General features: G+C 54.2%; 1 rRNA gene. It reads right to left on the bottom strand.

Going from position 1 to position 509, the window contains the following annotated elements:
* A 23S ribosomal RNA gene (locus tag N6G83_RS54540) occupies nt 1-509 on the bottom strand; the annotation flags it as partial.

Here is a 509-nt window from a genome sequence, read left to right as displayed (position 1 = left end):
CTTCACCTACGCGCCAGCGTGCCTTCTCCCGAAGTTACGGCACCATTTTGCCTAGTTCCTTCACCCGAGTTCTCTCAAGCGCCTTGGTATTCTCTACCTGACCACCTGTGTCGGTTTGGGGTACGATTTGATGTTACCTGATGCTTAGAGGCTTTTCCTGGAAGCAGGGCATCAACTACTTCTGCACCGTAGTGCATCGTCATCACGCCTCAGGGTTGATAGCGTTCCGGATTTACCAGGAACACCCCCCTACACGCTTAAACCGGGACAACCGTCGCCCGGCTAGCCTAGCCTTCTCCGTCCCCCCTTCGCAGTAACACCGAGTACAGGAATATTAACCTGTTTCCCATCGACTACGCCTTTCGGCCTCGCCTTAGGGGTCGACTCACCCTGCCCCGATTAACGTTGGACAGGAACCCTTGGTCTTCCGGCGAGCGGGTTTTTCACCCGCTTTATCGTTACTTATGTCAGCATTCGCACTTCTGATACCTCCAGCAAACCTCACAGTT

This window comes from Serratia sp. PL7, from assembly GCF_945957435.1.
The sequence above is the reverse complement of the archived record's forward strand: the minus strand, read 5'-3'. Positions and strand labels throughout refer to the sequence as shown.